The following is an 8062-nucleotide window of genomic DNA, read 5'->3' as shown; positions in this document are numbered from 1 at the left end:
GTGCCAATCACCGGGGACTCTTATCGATTGAAAGACCATCGGTCAGAACAAACTGTGGCTGATGAAGTGAGCAATAGTGAGCATTATTAAGCGAACGAAATTGTACATAAAGACGTTGACATTTATATCTTGGCCTCTTCAACCGTCGGGACGACGGGGCTAGCCTGATCAGGTTCCGGTCGTTAGACCGGATGACTCAGGAATCCTCCACCTCTAAGCGAAGCGTAGGTGGGGGTAGTTCAAGGATGGCGCCATATGGTGACGGTGAAGTCATGTTTTGGAACACGACTTCCTTGTCTGACAAAAACTCACGCGGCTTGATGGTGCAGGCGCTGACGATGATGTTCCCGGCTTTCGTGACCCAGCAATCAGGCATTAAAGTCGTCCACTTCGATGATTTCCCGGCACCGGTGCCCGATAATTCAATTCCGGTCATCGAGGACGCGTACGGGTTGTCGATCAAAGATTTCTTCTCAGACGTCTGGTGGCAGGACGTGCAACAGATTGCCCGCGACCATGATTTGGTCTACACCGGGTTCATGATCGGGAGCTATAAAGCGACGAGTGAAGAGGATGTCGACCAACTTGTTCAAAAGATTCGGGCATCGATGTTCGAGTACGGGCGTGGTCTCATGCAAGTGGACGGGGAGATCGGGCTGCACGGATTAAACCACCAGCCGTTAGTGACGAACGGGGAGACGATGGACCCGGAACTTGGGTACACGGCGTGGGCAAGTCGAGAGGAGATGCGGAGCGCCGTCGAACGGATCGTCGAAACGTTTAGCTATTATATACCGAAGGAAGAGATTCGGAGCTACGTTCCCCCATCAAACATTATCGGAGCGTCTGGCCTTTCCGTCTTGAACGAAGCATTCCCCAATGGACTCGTCATCGCTAGCCTGTACAGCGGGGACACCTCGAAAGGCAGTTACGTCCAAGAGTTCGGCCCCGATCCAATCTATGAGCATCTATATAACTTTCCGCGCATTTCGAGCGGATATAATGAAACGATAGACGACCAGTTCGTTGTCGTCGACGCGATCGCGAACTTCGGACTCGTGTCGCACTTTATCCATCCTGACGACGTGCTGGATGAACGGCGCTCGAAAGGACAGGGCTGGGCGACGATGAAAGACTCGTTTGAAGACATGTTCAAGATGATTGACCGGACGTATCCGCACCTTGAGGCGCTCACCCAGTATGACGCCTATCAAAAGTACGAACTGTATCAACAAGCAGACATCGAGGTCGCTTATACTGAGGACACGATTGAAATCAACAGCCAGCAGATGCTGATTCCGTCGACGATGCTCATCCGTCTGCAGGCAGGGACATATTTGGAGACGGGCAAGTTCTCGTTCGGAAACGTTCGCCCGTTCGGGGACAGCAGGACGTTGTATCAACTTGAATTGAAGACGTCTTACGTCAGTCTGGAGATTAAGACTGACAGACAATGAGACACAAAAAAAGGCGAATCCCTCAAACGTGAAGGATTTGCCTTTTTGTCGTTCATTTCTTCTCGACCGCATGCCCACCGAACTCGTTTCGTAGTGCGGCGACGACCTTGCCGGAGAATGTGTCCTCCTCGAGCGAGCGTTGGCGCATCATGAGCGACATGGCGATGACCGGTGCCGGGACGCCGTATTCGAGCGCCGTCTCGACCGTCCACTTGCCTTCGCCCGACGCATGCATGACGCCTTTGATCTCGTCGAGCTTCGCGTCCTTGTGGAACGCGCTCTCGGTCAACTCCATCAACCAGGAGCGGACGACCGAACCGTGATTCCAGACACGGGCGACTTGTTCGTGGTCGTAATCGAATGGGCTCTTCTCGAGAATCTCGAACCCTTCGGCGATCGCCTGCATCATGCCGTACTCGATGCCGTTGTGGATCATCTTGAGGAAATGCCCGCTGCCACTCGGCCCGGCGTACAAGTAGCCGTTGTCCGTCGACACGTCTTGAAACAACTCCTCGATCTTGCCGAACGCTTCCATATCGCCGCCGATCATCGTGCAGGCGCCGTTGCGCGCGCCTTCCATGCCGCCACTCGTCCCGACGTCGAAGAAGTAGATCAGTTTGTCGTTGAAGTGCTCGGCCCGCCGCATCGACTCCTTATAGTTCGAGTTGCCGCCGTCGATGACGATATCCCCTGGAGACAACAGCGCATGCAAATCGTTCAACACACGCTCGGTCACGTCTCCGGCCGGCACCATCACCCAGACGACACGCGGCGCTTTCAACCCGCCCACGACCGCTTCGAGCGAATCGAGCGTCTCGAACTGGCTCGTCGACACGTTGCCCGGGTCATACCCGAGCACGCGGTGGCCCCCGTCCGTCAAATTGAGCGCCAGGTTGAGTCCCATCTTGCCAAGTCCAATCATTCCTAGTTCCATATTCGTTCCCCCAATCAATTGGTTTAGTCTTTATAAGGGTTACCCGAAATGGGGAGGATTCAAAAGAGAGGATTTATATCATCGATCCGGTAGGCGAGGATCGACCCGATTCGGATCTTCTGTCCGTCACTCGCCTCGATGAAGTCGTTGAGCGGACTGGCCAACTGGAGCGTCTGGTTAAACGTCCGTTCGGCCTGGTGCCTCGAACTCCCGTAAATAATGAATGAAAATGGCTCTTTTTTCTCGATAAAACACGTGACGACGAAACGCATCCGTCTATCCCCTTCGCAAAATAATTGGATTTCAATTACATTTACATGATGCTATATACAAATATTACAAAATATAATGCGTTTGTACTATGACATTTTTTAGAAATGAGGAAACGGACCTAAAAAAACAACCGATCGAGGACGTCCCCGATCCGTTTCGTCAGAATTAGAACTGCGTGCTGCGACCTTGTGCCCATGGTGATCGGAATGGTAGCGGTTTCGGTTTTTGGAGCTCAGGGTAGGATTAAAAAAGATATGCTAGAAAAGCTAAACCTTTTTTTAAAACCGGCCGATAGAAATAAGCGAGTGAATGATTCGACAACAATCGGCAACCATTTACCTCTTTTATAAAAAATGGAAATATTAATAATAAGGTGCATGCTAAAATAAAACCTATGTGAAATTGACTACAGGTTCGAGGAAAGGTGCAATGTCATGGAAGAGCAAAAGAAAAAGAGAGTCAAGAAACGTCGTAGGAAGAAAACGCCCGCAAAACGCATCGCGTTGATTGCGGGGATCGTCGTCGGACTGTTCCTGCTCATCGGAGTCGGGGTGGCAGCTTATTTGTATAACCAAGTGGACTCGACGGTCAGTCGTTTGAACGAGTCGGCCGGGCTCAGCCCGGAACGGATGAACAAGCAGACGATCAACGACAAGAAACCGGTATCGGTCCTGTTGCTTGGTGTCGACCGCCGTGCCGATGAGCAAGGCCGCAGCGACTCGATCATCGTCATGACACTCAACCCGAATACGGATGCGAGCGCGATGCTCAGCATCCCGCGCGACACGAAGACGGAGATCGTCGGTAAAGGCACGACCGATAAGATCAACCACGCCTATGCGTTCGGCGGTGCCGAGATGGCGCTCGCGACGGTCGAGAACTTACTCGACATCCCGATCGATTACGTCGCCGAAGTCGATATGAAAGGGTTCCAAGACACGGTCGACCTTCTCGGCGGCGTCGAAGTGACGAACAAGTTCGCCTTCACGTCGGGCGACTATTCGTTCGAGCCAGGTACGATCAACTTGTCGGGCCCCGAGGCGCTCGCCTACACGCGGATGCGCTACGACGACCCGAGTGGCGACTTCGGTCGCCAAGAGCGTCAGCGTGACGTCATCACGGCGCTCGTCAACAAAGGGAAAGACGATTTCTCGATCTCGAAATTCAACAATATGCTCGACGTCTTAGGCAATAACGCGAAGACGAACATGACGTTCAAAGACATCCGGACGCTGTCGGCTGACTATATGGCCGCCTTCAAAAACCAGGACGTCCTTCGACTCGAAGGCACGGGCGGCAAGGCTGACGACGGCATCTATTACTGGAACCCGGACGCGGCCTCACTAGAAGACGTGAAGTCGTACCTCGGCGAATTGATGGAACAATGACAACAGCGCCTCATCCAAAGCGGATGGGGCGTTTTAATTTGTGCGATAATAAAAAGAAAAAGGGGTGACCCGTGTGCTCGACCGACTGTTCCGTCTCATCATCGACGTCCGCCATCGCTTCAAAGACCATCACATCAACGACTATAGCGCCACGCTCGCCTTCTTCTGGTTTCTCGCCATCTTCCCGACGTTCGTCCTGTTGTTCGCCGTCATGGCGTGGCTCGGGATCGACGACGCCCTGTTGATCGAGCAGATCGAGATCTTGATCCCGGGCGCGAGTGTGCGTGACATGCTGTCGGTCGTCTATGACGTCAGCGGCGACATCAACGCCGGGCTCATCTCGGTCGGTGCCGTCATCGCCGTCTGGTCGGCCTCGAACGGGGCGGCCCGGCTCGTCAAGCTGACCGTGTTCGCCTACGGCGAGACCGAGGCGCGCAGCTACATCGTCCGTCGGCTCATCGGGCTGTTGACGCTCGTCGCCTTCAGCGTCGGCGCCGTCATCTTGATCGTGTTCCACATCTTCGGTCGCGAGTTCGTCGAGCTCGTGTACGCGTGGTTCCCGATGCTCGAGGAGTTTGAACGGTTGGCGACGCTCGCCCGGTATACCGTCTCGACCGTCATCCTCATCTTCGCGTTCTCGCTGTTTTATAAGTTCGCGCCCCAGCAACACGTCAAATTCACGGAGACGCTCCCAGGCGCCACTTTCGCCGTCATCTCGTGGCAGCTGTTGTCGACCGCCTACAGCATCTACGTCGACCAGTTCTCGATGTTCGGCGACACGTACGGGACGATCGGGATCGTCATCTTGCTGCAGATCTGGCTCTACTTGACGGCGGCGACGATGCTGCTCGGGGCGGAAATCAACGCGGCTTGGCCCGGTCATATGCGACACCGGCCTCAGCGCACACATTTCCCATGAAAATCCGAAAGAAATCGTTAGCATTTTTTGGCAACGTGCTATAATACTACACGGTAAGCGGGAATTATTCATACTATAGTTAACTGAAAGCAGGTGGTCTGATGGCGAGACATCGCAAGAAATCATCATGGAAGAAATGGGTATTGCTCACAGTAGGCGTCATGACCGTCATCCTCATCGCCGGCGGGCTGTTCGTCTGGTCGATGTACCGGGACGTCAATGAGACGGTGACACGGGTGAACGATAATTTAGAAATCTCTGAAGAACGCAAACAAGTGCAGACGATCGAAGAGAAACGGTCCATATCGGTCCTCCTTCTCGGCGTCGACCGCCGCGGCACCGAGCAAGGGCGGAGCGACTCGATCATCGTCATGACGCTCAACCCGGAGACGGACGAAGGGGCGATGCTCAGCATCCCGCGGGATACAAAGACGGAGATCGTCGGGCGCGGGATGCGTGACAAAATCAACCACGCCTACGCGTTCGGCGGGGCCGAGATGGCGATGGATACGGTCGAAGGACTCTTGGACATCCCGATCGACTACGTCGTCGAGACGGACATGGAGGCGTTCACCGAGGTCGTCGACGCACTCGGCGGCATCACGGTGACGAACAACTTCGCGTTCGCGTCGGACGGTTACTCGTATCCGGTCGGTAAAGTGGAGTTGACGGGTGAGTCGGCATTGGCCTATACGCGCATGCGTTACAACGACCCGAACGGGGACTTCGGCCGCCAGGAGCGGCAACGCGCCGTCGTCGCGGCCATCGTCGAGAAAGGGCGTTCCGACTTCTCGGTCGATAAAGTGACGAAACTGTTGGACGTCGCCGGCAACCGTGCCAAGACGAACATCGAGTTCAATGATCTCGTCGGTCTGTCGACGGACTACATGCAGGCGTTCCGCAACGCCAGCACGCTCCGGATCGAAGGGGCGGGCGGGCTAGAGTCAGACGGTATTTATTACTGGAACCCCGATCCGGACTCGCTCGCAAGCGTCCAGACCGAACTGAAACGTTTGATGGACTGAAGCTGCCCTTCTCGGGTGGCTTTTTTCGTGCGTTTGAAACGGGCACATCGGTGGGACTGTTAATAGAGACAGTACTAGGAGGGATCACATGATTTGGGACAAACTTGAACCGATAATCAACCGACTCGAAGACGATCATACACCTGACGACTGGCGCCGTCTGTTCGACAAGTGGGCCGGCCACACGTGGCACGACCATGAGGCGCCGAGCGAGCTGACGAGCGTCCTCACCATCGACGCGAACGCCATCACGACCGACGGGACGCAAGACCTCGACGCGCTGCATACGCTGTTGAAAGACCACGTCCGATCGTCGATCAGCGACTTGTATCTCGTGTCGCTGTTCCCGCATCAAGTGAAGCCGACCGACACGGCCGTCAACCCGCGCATCCGTCTGTTCGAGGACCTCGGGCGCTTCCACGACGAGTTCGATCTCATGTACGAGATGACGCCGGACGTCTATAACGAGCTGCAAGTCGATTTGCTCGACGAGACCGACGCGTTCATCGAACGGCTCGCACAAGGGGCGACGAAAGTCCGCGTCCACGTCCAATCGTTCCGGGGCATGCCCGAGGAGCGGATCAAGCACGTGCTCGAACTATGGCAATTGATTCTCCACCACTATAAACCGCACGGGCAGCTCGTCCTCGCCTATGAAGGGGACGTGAGCCGGATCGGTTCCTATTTTGACGTCGCCGATGTCGTCTGTCACTTCGACTTGGCGTCCCATGCGCTGCTCGCTTTCGACCAAGGCAACGTCAAAGGGTTGACGGACTGGGCCGACAGCATCGAGGCACCTGGGGACGGGAAGACGTACTTCCACTTCTTGTCGAGCCCGGAGCGGGACCCGTTCGAGAAGAACTTGCTAGAGCCGTCGGTCGACATGTTGCTCGCCGCCCATAGCGTCTTGTTCTCGCTCCAAGGCATCCCGGCCGTCGATTACCGGACGCTGCTCGGGGTGACGACGCCGGTCGAGCGGGCCGCGCTCGTCCAAGAGCTGAAGACGGACCCGTACCGCCTGCAAGTGTTCTCCGGCATCTTGAGCCAGCTGAACGTCAAGCGGACGCACCCGGCCTTCTCGCCGTACGCCGAGCAGCGCATCGTCGCGACGGACAAACGCGTGTTCACGGTCGAGCGGAGCGGGGGCGGCGAGACGCTTCTACTCTATACGAACGTGTCGGACGAACGGGTCGTCATCGCTGCGAGCGGGACGAACTTGTTCACGGGAGAATGGGTCGAGGCGGTCGTGCTCGAGGCGTACGACTTCATGTGGCTCAAACAAGAATAGGGCTTTTGAACCAAAAATCGTTTTTGGTGAATAGGCGTATTGACGCATCCGGTGTTTAGGTAGAAAATGGAATAGAAGGAAGTTCTATGACATACACGACCATACACCGAAGGAGCGGATTTCCATGAATCAACCTTTATTCGCGTATTTGTTCGGCTTGACGCTGCAGTCGTTTCTCTATTGGATGTTTGCCACGCTGTTCATCGCCTTGGTCGGCTACGTCGCCCTCTATGTATGGGACCGTGACGTCGCCAATCAGTACCGATCGCTTTGGCGCAAGGGCTATTACCTGACGTTCGGCGCCTTCGTCCTGTTCGGCTTCATCGTCGGCGAGTTCGCCATCGACGCCGCTTGGACGCTCGCCGGGATCGCCATCTTGATCGTCGTCCTCGACTACGGCGTGCTCGGGGCGCGGGAGCGACAAGACGTGATAGAGGAAGACCTGGTAGAAGAAGACATGACAAAACCCCTTACGGAAGAACGATAACTCGTTCTCGCGAGGGCACTGAAAAACTTCAAATAATTTTGAGCAGAGGAGCGTCATCCCGGATGGGATGGCGCTCCTCTGCTTTCATTGCCCTTCAAGCCGCCCTGTCCGGCACGCCGCTTTCCTGGGGGCGGTCAGCGAGCCGCATCGCGACGATGTCGCTGCTGGGTCTCGCCTTGCCCGCTGTTCCCCCGGGAGTCGGCGTGCCCTCGGGGCGACGCTGTACGTCCTTGCCGTTTCGGACTAAACTGGCTATAACTACACATCCTGGAGGCGATCCCGATGATGCCA

Annotated in this window: 8 protein-coding genes; 6 read left to right on the top strand and 2 right to left on the bottom strand. The window is 55.7% G+C overall.

All coding sequences use genetic code 11. The annotated features are described in order from the left end of the window. The first annotated feature begins 245 nt into the window (after positions 1–245). Positions 246–1457, top strand: coding sequence for a DUF2194 domain-containing protein (locus EVJ30_RS14565; protein WP_236636106.1), 1212 nt, complete (start codon positions 246–248; stop codon positions 1455–1457). Between the two features lie 52 nt (positions 1458–1509). On the opposite strand, the gene gnd is transcribed toward EVJ30_RS14565, so the two are convergent. After that, a complete protein-coding gene (gnd, locus tag EVJ30_RS14560; protein ID WP_131469541.1) occupies positions 1510–2391 on the bottom strand; it encodes a phosphogluconate dehydrogenase (NAD(+)-dependent, decarboxylating) in 882 nt (293 codons plus the stop codon). Between the two features lie 59 nt (positions 2392–2450). Further along, a complete protein-coding gene (locus tag EVJ30_RS14555; RefSeq protein ID WP_131469540.1) occupies positions 2451–2663 on the bottom strand; it encodes a hypothetical protein in 213 nt (70 codons plus the stop codon). 435 nt (positions 2664–3098) lie between these two features. Between EVJ30_RS14555 and EVJ30_RS14550 the strand changes: the two genes are divergently transcribed. The 5 genes from EVJ30_RS14550 to EVJ30_RS14530 all read left to right on the top strand — a co-directional run bounded on the left by EVJ30_RS14550 (position 3099) and on the right by EVJ30_RS14530 (position 7771). Beyond that, a complete protein-coding gene (locus EVJ30_RS14550; protein WP_131469539.1) occupies positions 3099–4052 on the top strand; it encodes an LCP family glycopolymer transferase in 954 nt (317 codons plus the stop codon). A gap of 73 nt (positions 4053–4125) precedes the next feature. Next, positions 4126–4971, top strand: coding sequence for a YihY/virulence factor BrkB family protein (locus EVJ30_RS14545; protein WP_131469538.1), 846 nt, complete (start codon positions 4126–4128; stop codon positions 4969–4971). Positions 4972–5072: 101 nt separating this feature from the next. Continuing rightward, positions 5073–5996: an LCP family glycopolymer transferase gene (locus EVJ30_RS14540; RefSeq protein WP_131469537.1), complete on the top strand. Its 924-nt coding sequence runs from the start codon at positions 5073–5075 to the stop codon at positions 5994–5996. 88 nt (positions 5997–6084) lie between these two features. After that, positions 6085–7284 carry an alpha-amylase family protein gene (locus tag EVJ30_RS14535; protein WP_131469536.1) on the top strand — a complete coding sequence of 400 codons (1200 nt, stop codon included), beginning with the start codon at positions 6085–6087 and terminating at the stop codon, positions 7282–7284. A gap of 124 nt (positions 7285–7408) precedes the next feature. Then, on the top strand, positions 7409–7771 hold the full coding sequence (locus tag EVJ30_RS14530) for a hypothetical protein (protein ID WP_131469535.1): 363 nt from the start codon (positions 7409–7411) through the stop codon (positions 7769–7771). The last annotated feature ends 291 nt before the right edge of the window (positions 7772–8062 follow it).

It is taken from the genome of Exiguobacterium sp. SH5S13 (assembly GCF_004337085.1).
In the GTDB taxonomy this organism is placed as follows: domain Bacteria; phylum Bacillota; class Bacilli; order Exiguobacteriales; family Exiguobacteriaceae; genus Exiguobacterium; species Exiguobacterium aurantiacum_A.
This window is presented reverse-complemented; position numbering and strand designations above follow the sequence as displayed.